The organism is Luteipulveratus mongoliensis, assembly GCF_001190945.1.
GTDB classification, from domain to species: domain Bacteria; phylum Actinomycetota; class Actinomycetes; order Actinomycetales; family Dermatophilaceae; genus Luteipulveratus; species Luteipulveratus mongoliensis.
On sequence record NZ_CP011112.1, the window covers coordinates 2,643,646 to 2,660,837 of the forward strand.

Below are 17,192 nucleotides of genomic sequence, written 5' to 3' on the forward strand. Positions count from 1 at the left end.
GTTATGGATGGCTTGCCGCACGCGCGCGGCCGGGGTCGTCGCGGTCCTCCAGTCCGGCCGCGGCCAACAACGCTTCCTCGCGCTCGTACGCCGTCAGCTCGCGATCCGTCTCTAGGGCGTCGGTGGGCGAGCCGGGCAGCAGCCAGGCGCACACCGCTGTGAGGACGCCGACGCCCGCTCCGACGAACGCGGTCATGCGGTAGGCGTGCAGCGTAGGAGTGCCATCACTCCCGAAGGCCTGCAGCAAGGTCACCGCCAGACCGCTGCCGATCGCAAACCCGACGAACCGAGACACCTGGTAGAAGCCCATCGCGCTGCCGGTCTCCTCCGGCGGCACGGCAGAGACGATCAGCCCGGGCATCGCGGCGAACGTGTAGCCGAGCCCAACACCCAGGATCGCCATGGTCACGAATGCCTGCCACAGGTGCGAGGCCGTCGAGCCGAAGAACACTGACGCCACGACGACACAGAGTGCTCCCGCCGGGATGATCGGTCGGAGGCCGAATCGGCGGGTGAGCGCTGGAAGCGTCCGGCTGACCGACGCGCTCAGCACGGACAGGGGTACGAGTGTGAGGCCGGCGACGAAGACCGACTCACCAAAACCGAAGGTCGACAGCTGGACGAGCTGAGTGATGGTCACCATCGACAGGTACATCGTGACCCCGAGCAGCAGACCGCTGACGTTGGCGGTCAGGACTGCTCGGTGCCGGACCAGCCGCAGGTCGACCAGAGGCTCGGACGTGCGCAGCTCGTGGGCCACCCACAGCGTGAGGAGAGCGATGCCGCTGACCAGGAGGACCAGCGTCCGTGCCGACCCCCAGCCCCATGCGGCCGCCTTGTCGAGAGACACCAGAAGCGCGACCAGGCCCGCGCCGATGATGGCCGCTCCGGTGTAGTCGATCCGTTGATGGGAGTCCCGCGACTCGGGGCTCGGGATCGCCCAAATCGCGGCTGCGAGAGCCAGCGCGCTGACGCCGGTGCCCGCCCAGTAGGCGGCGTGCACGCCGCCGTGGTCGGCGATGAGACCGGTGATCGGATAGCCGAGGCCCACTCCTGCTGCTCCCACGACGGAGAGCGTTGCGATGACCCGCCCAGCGTGGTCAGGCCTCAGGTGCTCGCGGGCGGCGGCCATGGTGAGCGGCATGAGGGCCAGGCCGAGACCTTGGAGTGCGCGGCCGGAGATGAGGAGAGGAAGGGATGTGGCCAGCGCGGCCAGGACGCCTCCGATGACCACGCTGCTCTGGCACACCACGATGACGGTCTTGCGGTGTCGTCCGTCGCCGAGCCGTCCGACCAGAGGTGAAGCGACGCCGGCAACGACCACCGTTGCGGTCAGAGCCCATTGGGCGTTGCCGACTGTGGTGTGCAGCTCGTCGGCGAGGCGTGGGATGAGTGGCGCGCCGAGGCTGGAGACGATCGAGACCACCGCCCCGATGAAGATGAGAGCCGGGACGAACGCGCGCTGTCGGAGGCTGGTCACGCGAGTTGACTATACAGATAGCCTATGTATGCGAGCGGTGAGCCGCACTCACCGTCGGAAGCGTTGCGTCAGGGCGACGTGAGCAGGTCCGCGACAGCCTCGGCCGTCGGGAGAGAGTGGCCGAACGTGCGCACCGTGCGTCGTGCCGGCTGGAGAGCATCGGTGTCCGGCACCCAACCCGTGCAGATCACGATGGCGTCGGGTGAGGTGGCGAGCAGGTGAGCCAAGGCGTTGGCCTCGCTCGGGTCCATGCCAGGTGTGCCGGTCACGATGACATCGGCTCGCTCGTCTTCGCCGAGGACTAGCCGTCGGGGCCCGTCGACCGCTCGGCCCTCGACCGTCGGTCCCTGGTCGAAGGCGCGGGCGGCCGAGCTCTCCGGCAGCCGGCGCATCAGGGCTTGGGTGATGACGCTGAGGTTGCTGCCGCTGGCGATGTTGCGGAGTCGACGGATGTCGATGATGCGCACCGGACCCTGGAGGGCACCGCTGACGTCGCCGGTGGTCAGGAGACTCTCGGTCGCGGCTCGCGCGTCGACCGTTGGGTCCGGCTCGGGGACTTCGCCACTGCGACGGTCGCGCACCCATCGATCGAGCCGGTCGATCCGTCCGGCGGCCTCGCGCAGCCGGTCGATGTCCAGACGGCCCTCGTGGACCGCCGCGATGATCGCCTCGAGCGCCGACCGGAACGTGTCCTGGTCGTCGCCCTCGGGAGTGTTGAGGACCGGGTTGCCGAGCCCGATCAGGTCGACGCCGGCGATGAGCGCCTGGACCGAGCCTTCCGCCATCCCGATGGTGGCGGCCACGGCCCGCATGTCCATGGCGTCCGACGTGATGACGCCGTCGAACCCGAGCTCGTCGCGCAGCAGACCGATCACCTTGGGACTGACCGTGGCCGGCTGCTCGTCCAGCGCTCGGAACACGATGTGTGCCGTCATGATCAGCTGGGTGCCGGCCTCGATCGCAGCGCGGAAGGGCACCAGCTCGCGAGTGCGCAACGTGTTCAGGTCGGCATCGATGACCGGCAGCCCGGCGTGCGAGTCGACGTTGGTGTCGCCGTGGCCCGGGAAGTGCTTGGCGCACGCGGCGATCCCGGTCGACTGCAGGCCGGTCACAAACGCGGCGCTGTGGCGCGCCACATGCTCGGGGTCGGCCCCGAACGCGCGGACACCGATCACCGGGTTGTCCGGGTTGCTGCTCACATCGACGACGGGTGCCAGGTCGATGTCGACGCCGGCGTAGCGCAGGTCGCACGCGATCGATCGGGCCACCTGCTCGGTCAGATCTACGTCATCGACCACGCCGAGCGCGGCAGCGCCGACATGCGCCGAGCCCTGGCGCGCGCCCAGGCGGCTGACAATGCCGCCCTCCTCATCGATCGCGACGAGCGTCCGGCCCAGGCCGTGCGCGTCATCGGTCATGGCCCGCAGCTGAGTGGGGGACTCCACGTTGTGACCGAACACGCAGATGCCGCCGAGCCCGTCGTGGATCGCCCGTGAAAGCCAAGACGGCAGGCGAGTCCCGGAGAACCCGGGCATGAGCACCCGGTGCGCGAGACGTCGTACGTCGTCGGTGTCCTCCTGACGAGACTCCTCCTCCGGCCGATGTCGCAGGCTCCATCGGGCCGGCATCGTCGTCTCGTCCTCGCTCACTTGACGGCTCCTGACACGAGTCCTGCGCCGAGCCGACGCTGGGCGAGCACGAAGATCACCACGACAGGGATCGTGACCAGTGTTGAGGCTGCCATGAGTCCGCCCCAGTCGTTGACGTTCTGGCCGAAGTACTGCCGCAGGCCGGCGCCGACTGTCATCCGCGCGTCGCTGTTGAGGAAGGTCACCGCGAACAGGAACTCCTCCCACGCCATCACGAACGAGAAGGCGCTCGTCGCAATCAGACCCGGGATCACGAGCGGGAACAGCACCCGCCGGAACATCTGCCACCACGAGCACCCGTCGAGGTAGGCCGCCTCCTCGAGCTCGACCGGGACCGCCGCCACGAAGCCGCGCAGGTTCCAGATCGCGAAGGGCAGCGAGAAGGCGATGTAGACCAGGCTCAGCCCCGCGAGCGAGTTGAGCATCCGGAGGTCCTTCATCTGCAGGAACAACGGGATGACCAGCGCCTCGGCAGGCACCATCTGCACGATCAGGATCATCACCAGCATCGTGGTGCGCAGCTTGAACTGGAACCGCGCCATGGCAACCGCGCCGAGGAGGGCGAGAGCGCAGGAGATCACCACGGTCGCCACGGTGACGATGGCGGAGTTGACCATGTAGGTGCCGAAGTGGCCATCGCCCATGGCATGCGTGAAGTGCTCGAACGTCCAGTGCTTGGGCAGCAGCGAGTCCGTGCCCGAGCCCGCCCGCTCGTTGAACGCGGTGCTGAGCATGAAGTAGACCGGGAACAGCGTGAACGCCAGCAGGGCGGTGACCGCGACGCCCTTGCCGAGCTTCGCAAGTGGGGAGGACCGCCTCATCGCAGCTCATCCTCTCGGAACATCGCTCTGACATAGAACAGCGTGATCACCAGCAGGAGCAGGGTGAGCAGCACCGCGATGGCCGAGCCGAAGCCGTACTCGGTCCGGTTGATGGCCTGGATGTAGGACCAGACACCGAGGTTGAGGACTTCCGGGTTCTGCCCGTCGCCACCGGGCATCAGGTAGATCTGCGTGAACACCTTGAAGTCCCAGATCGTCGACAGGATCGTGACGACCGCAAAGACGGGCCGCATCAACGGCATCGTCACCGACCAGAAGCGGCGCCAGGCGCTCGCACCGTCCAGCTTGGCCGCCTCGTGCAGCTCCTCCGGCACGGTCGCGAGCCCGGCGAAGATGGTGATCGCCACGAACGGGAAGCCGTGGTGGATCACGTTGAGGGCGGCGATCGCGTAGAACGACATCCGGTCCAGGAACCAGTTGGTGCCCTCAGGACCCAGCAGCCCGATGGACTGCAGGGTCCGGCGGAAGATCCCGCTGTCGGGGTCGAAGACCCAGACCCAGACGTACGTGCCGGTCACCGCCGGCAGCGCCCACGCGACGAGCGCTGATCCGATGACCAGCGCCCGCAGCGTGGGACCGAGCTGCTGAAGCAGCAGCGCGACGAGTGTGCCGAGGATGATCGTCCCGGCCACCGCGACCAGCGCGAAGACCACCGTGTTGGGGAGCACGGTCTTCCACAGGTACGAGCCCGAGAGGGCCTCGCGGTAGTTGTCCAGTCCGATGAACTCGGGCTTGCCGGAGATGATCTCCTTCAAGCCGTACTGCTGGAAGGACAGGACGGTGACACGGACGATCGGGTAGAGCAACAGGCCGGCAATGACCAGCAGCGGTCCGGCCAGCAGCAGCCACGGACGCCAGCGGGATGACGGCAAGGGGCTACTTCTTGTTGAGGGTGTCGGTGATCGACTTCGAGGCCTTGGAGGTCGCGTTGTCGACGGAGGTGCCGGTCAGGATCGACTGCAGCATCTGGCTGACGGTCTTGTCGCCCTCGACAGCACCCCACTGCGGCGCGGTCGGGACGTTCTTGCCGGCTTCTGCCATCGCCTTGGCGAAGGGTGCGACCAGCGGGTCGGTGCTGGCGGCGTACGACTTCATCCCCGTCGTCGTGGACGGGAAGAAGTTGGTCTGGTCCGCCCACTGCTTGGCCAACGTCCCGGTCGTCACCATCTGGACGAGCTTCCAGGCGAGGTCCTGGTTCTTGGAGGTCTTCAGGACCGCGAGGTTGGAGCCGCCCAGGAACGTCGGGGCGATGCCGCCGTCCTTGCCCGGCACCGGGAAGGCGCCGATCTTGCCCTTGAGAGTCGGGTCCTTCTCGACCGCGGCCTTCGGCGTCCAGTTGCCCTGGATCACCATGGCCGACTTGCCCTGGGTGAAGGAGTCGAGCAGGTCGGTCTCCTTCCAGGTGGCAGCGCCCTTGCTGGACGAGCCGTCCTTGGTGGCCAGGCCGGTGTAGAACGACAGGCCCTCACGAGCCTTCGCCGAGTCGAGCGAGCCGTTCCACTTGTCGCCGTCCTTGGTCGCGAAGTCACCGCCCGTGCCCCAGATGAACGGCGCTGCGGCGTAGGCGCTGGCGCCCGCGATCGGCATCGGCAGCATGCCCGGCTGCTTGGTCTTCAGCGTCTTGATCGTGCTCTGCAGGCCGGCCCACGTGGTCGGCGGCTTCAGGCCGAGCTTGTCGAAGATGTCCTTGCGGTAGACGATGCCGCGCGTGCCGGCGTACCAGCCGACGCCCCACTGCTTGCCGTCGTAGGTCGAGGAGTCCTTGAGCGCGGGGAGCAGGTCCTTGTTGAGGCCTGCCTTGTCGATCTGGGAGGTGAGGTCGACCAGTCCGCCGGCGGCCGCGAACTCCGGGTTCCAGGTCGTCCCGATCTCGCTGACGTCCGGTCCACCACCGGCCGCGAACGCGCGCACCAGCTTGTCGTGCGCGGTGGCCCAGTCGGCTTCCTCGATGTTGACGGTGGCACCGGTCTGCTTCTTGAAGGCGTCCTTGACCGCGGTGTAGTACGCCGAGGCGTCCGGGTTGGTGCCCTTCATGACCCACCAGGTGATGGACTTGCCACTCGCCGCGCCGCCTGCAGCGGCCGATCCGGTGGAGCCTCCACCCGTGTCACCGGAGCCGTCATCACCGCACCCGGAGAGCATCAGGCCGACAACCGCGACTGCGGCCACCCCTGCAGAACGAGACCAACGCATCTGACTCTCCTTTGTGCCCGGTGGACTGACCCCGAAAGTTCCGCACACGGGAGGGGTCTGGAGTGAAAATAGTTTCCACAGGGTTGGCCGTCAACGAACTCCGGGAAACCCGATCTCGATCGTGACCATTCAGCCGCCGCGCACGACGAAGGGCTTGGTACGACGTCTGCCGTACCAAGCCCTTCGTGCTGAGCTTTTCCTGACGAGACTCCTCCTCCGGCCGAAGTCGCAGGCTCCCTCGGTCCGGCATCGTCGTCGCGTGCCGTGGCGACTACTTCAGCTGGGAGGAGCTGAGCTCCAGTAGCCGTCGTGCCACGACCAGCAGCTGGATCTGCTGCGTGCCCTCGAAGATGTCGAGGATCTTGGAGTCACGCGCCCACTTCTCGAGCAGCTCGGTCTCGGCGTAACCGGTCGCGCCGGCCAGCTCCACGCACGCGAGTGCGACGTTGACGCAGGTGCGTCCGGCCTTCGCCTTGGCCATCGACGCCTGCATCGAGTTGGGCTTGCCGTTGTCCGCCATCCACGCCGCGCGCAGCGTCAGCAGGTAGGCAGCCTCGAAGTCGGCCTCCATCTGCACGAGCCGGGCGGCGGCGTACGACTGGCTGTGCAGCGGAGCATCCACATCGGGCGTGACGCCGGCCTTGGCCAGCAGCTCGGTGGTGGTGTCGAGGCAGGCGCGCGTCAGGCCGCACGCCATGGAGGCGACGAGCGGACGCGTGTTGTCGAACGTCTGCATCGCGCCACCGAAGCCACCCTCGGTGCGGATCTCCGGGTCACCCAGGAGGTCGTTGGCCGGGACGCGGCAGCTGTCCAGGTGGAACGCCGCGGTGTCGGAGGACCGGATGCCGAGCTTGTGCTCGAGGCGGACCAGCTTGAGGCCCGGGTTGGAGCGCTCGACCACGAAGGACTTGATGGCCTTCTTGCCCAGGGAACGGTCCAGGGTCGCCCACACGACGACCAGGTCGGCCCGCTCGCCGGAGGTGACGAAGATCTTCTCGCCGTTGAGGACGTACTCGTCGCCGTCCTTCTCCGCAGTGGTGCGGATGGCGCCGGAGTCCGAGCCGGTGTCCGGCTCGGTGATGGCCATGGCCGCCCAGCGGTTGCCGTAGCGCTCCTTCTGCTCGTCGTTGGCGACGGCCGCGATCGCGGCGTTGCCCAGACCCTGGCGCGGAATGCTCAGGGTCAGGCCGACGTCACCGCGGCAGGTCTGCATGATCGACAGCACCGAGGACAGGTTGGCGCCGTTCTTGTTGCCGCCGTTGCCCTTGGTGTTGCGGCCCGAGCCGACTCCCGCCGGCTTCTTGTCCTCGACCTCCGCCGCACGGGTGGAGCCGCTGGCCCCGGCACCCTGGCTGGCGCCGGAGTCACTCAGGCCGTCGATGAGGGCAGAGGTCAGATCGAGCTCGCGCGGGTACTCGTGCTCGGCGAGGTCGTACTTGCGGCTGATGGGGCGGAAGACCTCATCGGCCAGCGACGACGCCTGCTTGACGAGAGGGACGAACTTCTTCGGAACTTCGAGATCAATCATGTGCTCGTCCTCTCAGACCAGGAGGGAGCCCTCGAGGACCCCCGTTGCTCGTAGGTCGCGGTACCAGCGCTCGTTGTCGAACTCCTTGACGAAGCCGTGGCCGCCGAGCAGCTGGACGGCGTTGGAGCCGATCTGGGCGCCGTAGGTCGCGGCGAGGTGACGGGCGTGCGCGATCTGCACACTCGCGTCCTTGCCGGCGTCCAGCAGCGAGGCCGCACGCCACACCACGAGTCGCAGGCCCTCGAGCTCGATCGCCACGTCGGCGACGGTGAACGCCACCGCCTGGCGGTAGCCGATCGGCTCGCCGAACGCCTTGCGCTCCTTGACGTATCCGGTGAGCTGGTCGAGCACGGCCTGCGAGGTGCCGACCGCAGCGGCCGCCCACGCGAGGCGAGCGCGGCGTACGGCATCGCGGTGGTCCTCGGCGGTGCCGAGGAGATTGGCCTTCGGCACCGTCACGTCCGTGAAGGTGAGGCGGCCCGTGCGCGCAGCGCGGACACCCATGGCGGGGTCTTCCTCAAGGGTGATGCCGTCGGTGCCCGGCTCGACGATGATCAGCCGGCTCTCGCCGTCGACCTTGGCCGAGATCACGAAGAGCTCGGAGCTGTCGGCGTTGGGGACGAGTGCCTTGATGCCGTTGATGACCAGGGAGTCACCGCTGACGGTGGCCGTGGTCTGCAGCTTGAACGGGTCGAAGAGCGGCTGCGGCTCCATGAGAGCGAGAGCAGCCACGGGCGGGTTCTTCTCGTCGGTGAACGCCGGGAGGTAGGTCTCCTGCTGGCTCGAGTCGCCGTACGACGCGATGGCGGTCGCGACGGCGCCGGTCGCCATCAGTGAGACGGCCAGACCCATGTCGCCGCGGGAGAGCTCTTCGATCACGAGTGCGGCGGTGACGGCGGAGCGCTCCTCGGCGACACCACCGAGGTCGGCGGGTACGCCGATCAGGGTCAGGCCGAGCTCGCCGGCCTGGGCGCGCAGCTCCTGGGGAGTCGTGCGCTCGGCGTCCGCGGTCGCGGCGGCGGGCCGCAGCAGCTCATCGGCGAGCTCGCGCGCGACCTGCTGGATCATCGCCTGGTCCTCGGTGGGCGTCAGGTCGAACTCGCGCTTGGGCTTGGTGGTCGACACCCGGGTCGCAGCGCCCTTGGACTGCTGCTTGGCGAAGGCGCGACCGGCAACGGTCTGGGCCTTGAAGCCGTGCTTGGCGCCGCCATAGAGGACCTTCTCGACTGCGCGGCGGACGCCGGGGTTCTTCATCGACTCAAGTCCGCCGGCGCGGGTGATCAGGCGCAGCCCGAGCGCCTGGCCGCGGTCGGCCAGAGTCGGCTTGCTCTGCAGATCGCTCATCTCGACCTTTCGTGTGGCCCGGTGACTGGCTCGCAACCGGGGCGGTGGTGCATCGAACGAGATGTTACTAGGAAGTTGGTACTTTGGGTATCAGGTACAGCGCGTACTAGTAATTTTCTCAGCCTGCGGACTGGTGGATGGCGGCCGCCACAGTGTCGAACGCGGCCCGATCGAGCACCGCACCCTCACGGCGGATCGCGGCTGGATCGACGCGGAGCACCCGGTTGATCCGTACCTCGCTCGGCCGGTGCTCCTCGTCCCAGTCACCGGTGCCGATGTCGAGCCAGATCCGCCCGGCAGCGCGCTCCTGCTCGGCGTCGTGGTCGTGGTCCTTGCTCGTCAGCTGGAGCCCGAGCAGCCACTGCTCGTCGTGACCGATGAGCAGGACGGGCCGGTCCTTGCCCTGGGTGTGGTCCTCCTCGAACGGGACCCAGGTCCAGACGATCTCACCGGGGTCGGGTACGCCGTCGGGCTTGGGGGCGTACTCCATGTGCGGGGCTCCGGTGTAGTCGCCGGGGTACGGCGCTCGGGCCCTGGCGGCGACGTCGTCGGGCGCAGTCTCGGTCATGCGGGGTCCCCGCGAAGTATCGGAGCGAGGTACGAGCGGAGAACTTCGTGGGGTGCTCATGCGCCCATCGTGCCGCGTCAGCTGCGTAGAGCGCGCGCAAGATCGGCGGCGACTTCGCGGACGTGCTCGGCGGCCGCGTGTGCAGCGGGGCGGGTGAATCGCTCGGTCGGGCCGGACACCGAGAGCGCAGCGTGCAGGCCGGCAGACGGTACGACCGCGGCCACGCAGCGGACGCCGAGCTCCTGTTCCTCCTCGTCGAACGCGAAGCCCTGTCGGCGTACGACGTCCAGCTCTGTGCTCAGGGCAGGCACCGTCACGAGGGTCTTGGGTGTCGAGGGCTTCAACGGGGCTCCCTCTAGGAGCCCGGTCGCCTGCGGCGCCGGCATGGAGGCCAGGACGGCCTTGCCAACGGCTGTGCTGTGCAAGGGAACTCGGCGCCCGACCTCGGCAAAGATGCGCAAGGAGTGCGGCGACGGGCTCTGCGCGATGTAGACCATCTCGTGGCCCTGGAGGACGGCGAGGTTGACGGTCTCGCCGCACAGCGCCGTGAGCCGGGCGGCATAGATCTGCCCGACGGCCGCGAGCGAGCGCTCGCCGGCGTCGGCCAGACGTACGGTCGCGGGGCCCATCGCGTAGCGCCGCTCGTTGTCCTGGCGCACATAGCCGCGCTCGGCGAGCGTGGCGAGCAGTCGGTGCACGGTGCCGAGCGGGAGACCGGTGGCGCGTACGACCTCGCTGACGCCCATCGGCGTACCGCCGCTCAACGCCTCCAGCACGTCGAGCGCACGGTCGACGGATTGCACGCCGGTACGCCGGACGGAGGGTTCGGCTGCAGGTTCGCTCATGCGGTGCGCCTCTTGGTCAGGGCGTCTGGTGCGAGGCCGCGAATCGATGCGTCGAGCACTTCGGCGGTGTGTGCGAGGGCCATCTGGTGACCGAGGCCGGTGATCGCCGACGAGATCTGCATGAGACACCCAGGATTGGCCGTGACGAGCAGCTCGGCCCCGGTGGCCAGCACGTTGCGTGCCTTGCGCTCGCCGAGCTCTTTGGCCGGTTCGGGTTGCAGGATGTTGTAGACGCCGGCTGAGCCGCAGCAGAGTGCGGCGTCGGCGATCTCCTTGACCTCGAGCTGCGGGATCCCGGCGAGCAGCTCACGCGGCTGGCTACGGATGCCCTGCGCATGACCGAGATGGCAGGCGTCGTGGTAGGCCACCGTGAGTGGGATCGGGTGGCGGATCGCGCGTGGTCCGAGCTCGACGAGCACCTCGGACAGATCGCGGACCTTCGCACGAAAGGCCTCGACCCGAGAGCTCGCGACGCCTGTGGGCTCCTCGTCATCGGACAGCAGGAACTCGTAGTCCTTCATGGCGCTGCCGCAACCGGCGGAGTTGACGACGACGAAGTCCACACCGGCGCGCTCGAACGTCTCGATCGTCTTGCGGGCAAAGGACTTTGCTTCGTCCTCGCGACCACTGTGGCTGCTCAGCGCACCGCAACATCCTTGGGACGGGGGCACGACGACCTCGCACCCCTCGGCCGCCAGCACGCGGGCGGTCGCTGAGTTGACGCCCGGGAAGAACTCGCGCTGGACACACCCGGTGAGCAGGGCCACGGTCGCGCGCTTCTCGCCCTGCGCGGGGATGCGCTGGGGGAGCGGCTCTCGCGCTCCGAGAGACGGGGCGAGCTGCTGCATGGCCGCGACGTGCGGCGAGAGTCGCTCGACCAGGCCGCTGCGCCGCAGCCAGCGGTCCACGCCGGTCCGCTGCGTCAGACGCAGGGGGCCTCGGATCGCGCGAAGCCGACGGGGATACGGGAAGAGCGCGAATATTGCTGCGCGCAAAGCCTTTTCGCTGGCCGGACGCTCGTGGTTCCGCTCCACCTGGGCCCGCGTCTGCTCGATGAGGCGGTCGTACTGGACGCCTGAGGGGCACGAGGTCACACAGGCCATGCAGCCCAGACAGGCATCGAAGTGCCCCACCATCTCGTCGGTGAGTGGCTCGCCCTCCAGCCCGGTCTTCATCAGGTGGATACGACCGCGTGGGCTGTCCATCTCCTCGCCCCACAGCGAGTAGGTCGGACACGTCGTCAGACAGAACCCACAGTGCACGCAGTCGTCGATCAGCTCCTGGCTGGGCGGGTGATGGTCGTCGAACGCGCCGATGCCCGGCATGCCCACATCCACAGGGCCCCTCATCAGATGCCTCCTACGAAACGGCCTGGTGCCAAACGGTTCTCAGGGTCGAACTCGTGCTTGACGCGGCGCATCAGATCGAGGCCGTCGACCGGACCCCACACGTCGAGGTGAGGCTTGATATGCGGGGGTGCGTCGAGCACCACCAGCGCGCCGCCGGTCCGTGCGGTGAGGGCACGCAGTGCGGCGATCGCTCGTATGACGTCCTCCGGAACTTCCGTCAACGTCGAGGCGTAGAGCACGCCGACGCCGGCTGAGCCTCGGATGTGCAGGCCGAGATCGACTGCAGCCTGGGCGATCTCGGGCACTGAGGAGATCTGACAGGTGATCTTCAAGAGCGTACGTCGACCGGCCGCGTCACCCGGGTAGCCAGTGACCTTCGTCGGGGGCTCGTGATGGATCACTGCGGAGGAGCCGAGGAACGCAGCCGCCCGGTTGGCGCGATTCAGGACACCTTGTGCAGTGCCCTCCAGCAGCAGCGACACCGTAGTCGTCCGATGCGGGGCGGCGTCGATCTCGACGGCCGCTGGGACCACTTGGGAACGTACGGCAGCGGAGATGAACGCAGCCGACGCGAAAGGCGACTGCGCCTCGACGGTGACCCACGTCGCCGCCGCCGGCACCGGGTGAAGCCGGAAGGTCGCCTCGGTGATCACCGCGAGAGTCCCGAACGAACCGATGATGAGCTTGCCCAGGTCGTAGCCAGCGACGTTCTTGACAACCTTGCCGCCGGCTTTCGCGATGACCCCGTCGGCGCGGACAACGGTCACACCGATGAGCAGGTCGCGCACCGTGCCCAGGGCCATCCGGCGAGGACCGCTGGGGTTGCTGGCAATCAGTCCGCCGACGGTCGTGCCGGGCACGACCTCGTCCACTCCCAGTCGCTGCCCCGCGTCAGCGATGGTGGCGTCCACCTCCGCCAACGACGTGCCCGCTTGCGCCGACGCGATCAGGTCGCCGGCGGCGTGCTCGATGACGCCGGACATGTGGCCGAGGTCGAGGACGAGGTCACAGCGTGTTGGAGGGTTGCCCCAGGTGGACTTGGTGCCGGCACCCCGAACGACGACCGAAAGGTGTTGGGCCGCCGCGACTTTCATGACTGCGGAGACCTGAGCAGTGCTGGTGGGCCGAGCAACATAGGAAGGTAGGACACCGTCGACGACGTCAGCATCGGTGGCGTCATGTAGCTCGACGCGCGGAATGGCACTGGCCGGCATCAGAACACCTCAGCGACGCCGGCAGCCTGCAGCGGGTGCTCACCCTGGTGCTTGCCAGGACGCTCGCCGCACAGTCGCGGAGTCGGATAGATCTTGCCGGGGTTGGAGATCCCGGCCGGGTCGAAGGCACATCGGACGAGCTGCATCGTGTCGAGGTCGGCGGCGGTGAACATCTTGGGCATGTGCTTCGCCTTGTCCGAGCCGACGCCGTGCTCACCAGTGATGGAGCCGCCGTGTGCCAGGCACAGGTCGAGGATGGCTCCCGAGAGGTCCTCTGCCTGGTCGCCCTGACCCGGCACGGACTCGTCGAACAGCACCAGGGGGTGCAGGTTGCCGTCGCCGGCATGAAACACGTTGGCGACCCGGATGCCTCGTTCGTCGGCAAGCCGGGTCATCTCGCGCAGCACCTCGGGCAAGGCGGTGCGCGGGATCACGCCGTCCTGGACGATGTAGTCGGGACTGATCCGACCGACGGCCGCGAAGGCCGACTTGCGGCCCCGCCAGATCGCGGCGCGCTCGTCATCATCGGCGGCGACCCGATGCTCGAAGGCGTGCGATTCTCGACAGAGCCGCTCCACCTCGGCGAACTCGTGCTCGACCTCCTCTGCTGCGCCATCGAGCTCGACGATCAGGACGGCTCCGGCCCCATCGGGGTAGTTGCAGGAGACCGCTGCTTCCGCCGCCTCGATCGCCAGCGCATCCATCATCTCGATGGCCGCCGGGACGATGCCCGAGCCGATGATGGCCGATGTGGCCGCACCGGCGTCGTCGGTGCTGTGGAAGCCGGCCAGCAAGGTCTGCACCGACTCCGGGGAGCGTACGAGCCGCACGGTCACGCTCGTCGCGACACCGAGAGTGCCCTCGGAGCCGACGACGGTGCCGAGCAGGTCGTAGCCGGGAGCATCGGGCGCGCGGGTGCCCAACGTGACTGAATCCCCTTGCGGCGTCACGAGATCCACGGACAGGACGTGGTTGGACGTGAAGCCGTACTTCAGGCAGTGGGCGCCGCCGGAGTTCTCCGCGACGTTGCCGCCGATCGAGCAGATCTGCTGGCTGGACGGGTCGGGAGCGAAGTAGTAGCCATGGGGTCGGGTGGCCTGCGAGACGGCCAGGTTGATGACCCCCGGGTCAACGACGGCGCGCTGGTCCTGCGGCGCGACCTCGCGGATGTCGCGCAGCTGCGAGGTCACGATCAGTACGCCATCGGCGTGGGGGAGTGCGCCGCCGGACAGTCCGGTGCCTGAGCCTCGGGCGACGAACGGCACGCCCTCGTCCGCACAGGCGGCCACCGTCGTACGGACATGCTCGGCGGAGCCGGCCAGGACCACGAGAGCCGGGATGACGCGGTAGTGCAGGAGGCCGTCGCACTCGTAGGTGCGCAGCCGGGTCCGGTCGGTGACCAGGGCTGCCTCGGGCAGCTGAACGCGCAAGCGCTCCAGCACCCTGGCCACCGATCCGGTGTCGGTCACGACGTCACGGCATCCGGGCGTACGCGGGGAGAGTCAGGAAGTCGGCGTACTCATCGGCCACGGCGACCTCGAGGAAGGTCGCCTTGGCGGCGTCGTAGTCGCTCGCATCACCCGGCAGCTCGGCGACGACCTCGTCGACGATCTTCAGGACGAGGTCCTTGCTGATGAGCTCATCAGTGTCGGCAGTTTTGACCTGGTTGTTGATCTGCTGCCAGATCTGCGAGCGCGAGATCTCAGCGGTAGCAGCGTCTTCCATCAGGTTGTGGATGCCGACTGCACCGCGGCCCTCGAGCCACGACTTGAGGTACTGCAGCGCGACGTCGATGTTGCTGCGCAGACCCGCAGCGGTGACCTCGCCCGGAGTCGACTTCACATCGAGCAGCTGAGAACCGTCGCCTGCCTGTACGTCCTCACGCTTCTTGTCGATCTGGTTGGGGTTGTCGCCCAGCACCTTGGTGAAGACCTCCTTGCAGGTCTCGACCATGGCGGGGTGCGCGACCCAGGACCCGTCGAAGCCGTCGCCGGCCTCGCGCGTCTTGTCAGCCGTGAGCTTTTCGTAGGCCGCGGTGTTGACCGCCTCGTCCTTGCTCGGGATGAACGCGGCCATACCGCCGATGGCCGAGGCGCCGCGCTTGTGGCAGGTGCGCACGAGCAGCTCGGTGTAGGCGCGCATGAACGGCACGGTCATCGTCACCGTGTTGCGGTCCGGGACGATGTAGTCGGCGCCACGGGTGCGGTAGGTCTTGATGACCGAGAAGAGGTAGTCCCAGCGGCCGGCGTTCAGGCCGGAGGAGTGGTCGCGCAGCTCGTAGAGGATCTCCTCCATCTCGAACGCCGCAGGCAGCGTCTCGATGAGGCAGGTGGCGCGGATGGTCCCCTGCGGGATGCCGACGAAGTCCTGACCGATCTTGAAGGCGTCGTTCCAGATGCGCGCCTCGAGGTGGGACTCCATCTTCGCGAGGTAGAAGTAGGGGCCGCGGCCCTTGTCGATCTGCTTCTGGCCACACGCGACGAGGTAGAGCGCGAAGTCGACGAGTGAGCCCGAGGTCTCCTCGCCGTCGACCTTGATGTGCTTCTCCGGCAGGTGCCAGCCGCGCGGCCGCACGATGATCGTCGGCAGCTCCTCGTCGGGCTTGAGCGTGTAGGCCTTGCCCTCGGGGCTGGTGAAGTCGATGGTGCGGTCGAGCGCGTCCCGCAGGTTGAGCGGGCCGAGGACGACGTTGCCCCACAGGGGTGTGTTGGCGTCCTCCTGATCGGCCAGCCACGCCTTGGCGCCGGAGTTGAGCGCGTTGATGACCATCTTGCGATCGGTAGGGCCGGTCATCTCGACGCGGCGGTCCTCCAGGCCGGGTGCGAGCGGGGCGACCTGCCACGAGTCGTCCTCGCGGACGCTCTTGGTCTCCTCGAGGAAGCCGAGGTCAGCACCGTCGGCGATCTCTTTGACGCGCTTGGCGCGAGCCTCGAGGCGCTCCAGACGCCGGCCGTTGAGCTCGCGGTGCAGCTTCGCGATCAGCTCGAGCGCCTGCGGCGTGAGGATCTCCTCGTAGCGGTCCTCGATCGGACCAGTGATCTCGACGCCGTCGGGCAGGGCCAGGGGGGACATAGACATCTCTTTCCATGATGCGGAAACATTGGCTCGCTTCGTGGAAAGGCTAACAGTCGTGCCGTCCCATGTCGCGACCGTCTCGCGCATCGCCGAGAGACTGGGGCCTAACGCCAGCCGCGGCGATCGGCGAGCAGGCCGACGAAGTCATGCGCGTACAACAGCTGGTGCTGCCGCATGGCTGGCAGGCACCCGGGCAGGGGAGGCCGGCCCTGCTCCGCGAGGAAGTAGACGACAAGGTTGGCGAGGAACGCGTCGATGTTGTCGGCGGCGGCATCGGCGACCAGTGGGCGTTGCGTCCACCGGGAGATATCCAAGCCCTGTCGGTGTGCCATGGGCAGCAACCCCACGAAGTCGATCCAGACCGGACCTCGGGTCAGCCAGTTCCAGTCGAGCAGGACGGCTCGGCCCGCATCGTCGATGAGAAGGTTGTCGGGACGCAGGTCGTTGTGCACCAGCGCATCCCCCTCGGACGTGCTGATGTGGTCTGCGAGTCCGACGATGTCCGGCCCGTACTCGGCCAGGACCTCGTCCAGCCAGGTGGGTTCGTGCTCGGCGGGTCGGGTGAACCGCCGGGCGCGCAGGGCCTCGCGAGTCTGTACAGCGGATGACGACGGAGCTCCGTGGCCGTACTGGCGGACGGTGAGATCTGCCCCTATATCGGCGATGCCCACGTCGATGACCGACTGATAGGCAGCGTCGAGATCCGTTGCGGTCCAAGGGATTCCGGGCATCCGTCCAGGGATGAAGTCGACAGCAAGGCCAACCCAGCCGTCGATCTCAAGCTGGCCGGCGAGCCGCGCGTGCGGCACGGAGTCCGGAAGGTGAGCGAGGACGTACGCCTCCTGCCGCAAGGCCCGTACGGGGAAATCCAGCCAGGGCGGAGCAACCTTCGCAAACACCGCGCGACCGTCGGCAAGAGCGACGCGACCGGCGTAGTGCGAGCCGAAACCGGAGCCAACGGGCGTGGAGGCGCCGACAACCGGTGCACCGACGACCTCACCGAGCAGCTGCGTCACCGTGGGCGGGACCTGGTCCCAGGTGATCCGCTCCGAGGTGCGGGTGTAGTCCACGCCGGTCGAGTCCATGGCTCGCACTGTGCCCGAAC

At 68.0% G+C, this 17,192-nt stretch carries 14 protein-coding genes; all 14 read right to left on the reverse strand.

Annotated features, from left to right (window positions below; translation table 11 throughout):
* Position 1: 1 nt before the first annotated feature.
* The gene (locus tag VV02_RS12645; RefSeq protein WP_052591893.1) at positions 2-1,480 is read right to left on the reverse strand and encodes an MFS transporter; all 1,479 of its coding nucleotides are present in this window, start codon (positions 1,478-1,480) and stop codon (positions 2-4) included.
* Between the two features lie 68 nt (positions 1,481-1,548).
* Positions 1,549-3,129, reverse strand: a complete 1,581-nt coding sequence (locus VV02_RS12650; protein WP_218917410.1) for a glycoside hydrolase family 3 protein — start codon at positions 3,127-3,129, stop codon at positions 1,549-1,551.
* Complete coding sequence (locus VV02_RS12655; protein WP_052591896.1) at positions 3,126-3,950, reverse strand: carbohydrate ABC transporter permease; 825 nt, start codon at positions 3,948-3,950, stop codon at positions 3,126-3,128. The genes VV02_RS12650 and VV02_RS12655 overlap by 4 nt, the downstream gene beginning before the upstream one ends.
* Positions 3,947-4,843 carry a carbohydrate ABC transporter permease gene (locus tag VV02_RS12660; RefSeq protein ID WP_052591902.1) on the reverse strand — a complete coding sequence of 299 codons (897 nt, stop codon included), beginning with the start codon at positions 4,841-4,843 and terminating at the stop codon, positions 3,947-3,949. Before VV02_RS12660 ends, VV02_RS12655 begins: the two co-directional genes overlap by 4 nt.
* Before the next feature lie 4 nt (positions 4,844-4,847).
* Positions 4,848-6,164 carry a sugar ABC transporter substrate-binding protein gene (locus VV02_RS12665; protein ID WP_052591904.1) on the reverse strand — a complete coding sequence of 439 codons (1,317 nt, stop codon included), beginning with the start codon at positions 6,162-6,164 and terminating at the stop codon, positions 4,848-4,850.
* 271 nt (positions 6,165-6,435) lie between these two features.
* A complete protein-coding gene (locus tag VV02_RS12670; RefSeq protein ID WP_052591906.1) occupies positions 6,436-7,692 on the reverse strand; it encodes an acyl-CoA dehydrogenase family protein in 1,257 nt (418 codons plus the stop codon).
* A gap of 12 nt (positions 7,693-7,704) precedes the next feature.
* Positions 7,705-9,036 (reverse strand): acyl-CoA dehydrogenase family protein, encoded by a 1,332-nt coding sequence (locus VV02_RS12675; protein WP_052591908.1) that lies wholly within the window; start codon positions 9,034-9,036, stop codon positions 7,705-7,707.
* 118 nt (positions 9,037-9,154) lie between these two features.
* Entirely contained in the window at positions 9,155-9,604 is a 450-nt protein-coding gene (locus VV02_RS12680) for a type II toxin-antitoxin system PemK/MazF family toxin (protein WP_052591910.1), read from the reverse strand.
* A 77-nt stretch (positions 9,605-9,681) separates the two neighbouring features.
* Positions 9,682-10,449, reverse strand: a complete 768-nt coding sequence (locus tag VV02_RS12685; protein ID WP_052591913.1) for an IclR family transcriptional regulator — start codon at positions 10,447-10,449, stop codon at positions 9,682-9,684.
* A complete protein-coding gene (locus VV02_RS12690) occupies positions 10,446-11,798 on the reverse strand; it encodes a (Fe-S)-binding protein (protein WP_179945360.1) in 1,353 nt (450 codons plus the stop codon). The genes VV02_RS12685 and VV02_RS12690 overlap by 4 nt, the downstream gene beginning before the upstream one ends.
* Positions 11,798-13,012 carry an FAD-binding oxidoreductase gene (locus tag VV02_RS12695; RefSeq protein WP_052591916.1) on the reverse strand — a complete coding sequence of 405 codons (1,215 nt, stop codon included), beginning with the start codon at positions 13,010-13,012 and terminating at the stop codon, positions 11,798-11,800. Before VV02_RS12695 ends, VV02_RS12690 begins: the two co-directional genes overlap by 1 nt.
* On the reverse strand, positions 13,012-14,481 hold the full coding sequence (locus tag VV02_RS12700; RefSeq protein WP_052591918.1) for an FAD-linked oxidase C-terminal domain-containing protein: 1,470 nt from the start codon (positions 14,479-14,481) through the stop codon (positions 13,012-13,014). Before VV02_RS12700 ends, VV02_RS12695 begins: the two co-directional genes overlap by 1 nt.
* A 4-nt stretch (positions 14,482-14,485) precedes the next feature.
* A complete protein-coding gene (gene aceB, locus VV02_RS12705) occupies positions 14,486-16,090 on the reverse strand; it encodes a malate synthase A (protein ID WP_218917411.1) in 1,605 nt (534 codons plus the stop codon).
* A gap of 101 nt (positions 16,091-16,191) precedes the next feature.
* Positions 16,192-17,172, reverse strand: coding sequence for a phosphotransferase family protein (locus tag VV02_RS12710; RefSeq protein WP_052591921.1), 981 nt, complete (start codon positions 17,170-17,172; stop codon positions 16,192-16,194).
* Between the last annotated feature and the right edge of the window lie 20 nt (positions 17,173-17,192).